The sequence below is a fragment of the Staphylococcus arlettae genome, from assembly GCF_002902345.1.
GTDB lineage: Bacteria > Bacillota > Bacilli > Staphylococcales > Staphylococcaceae > Staphylococcus > Staphylococcus arlettae.
The window spans coordinates 1-201 of the sequence record NZ_PPQB01000025.1; the positions used below are offsets into that span (position 1 = coordinate 1).

The 201-nt window shown below is 52.7% G+C and carries 1 pseudogene; it reads right to left on the reverse strand.

Features of this window, described 5'->3' with window-relative positions:
* Positions 1 to 201 (reverse strand): annotated as a pseudogene (locus CD036_RS13195) (hypothetical protein); the annotation flags it as partial.

Genomic DNA, 201 nt, shown 5'->3' on the forward strand with positions numbered 1-201 from the left:
TTCCTGCTGTGCCTCCATCTTGCGGCGGTTCTGGCTCTACATTGTCATCGGGTTGCGTATTGTTTGACTGGTCTCCATCTGTATCACCTGTTTGCGGTGGTTCTGTTTGTCCACCTCCACTTCCTGGTGCATCGTTTGGATACTCAGTTCCTGCTGTGCCTCCATCTTGCGGCGGTTCTGGCTCTACATTGTCATCGGGTT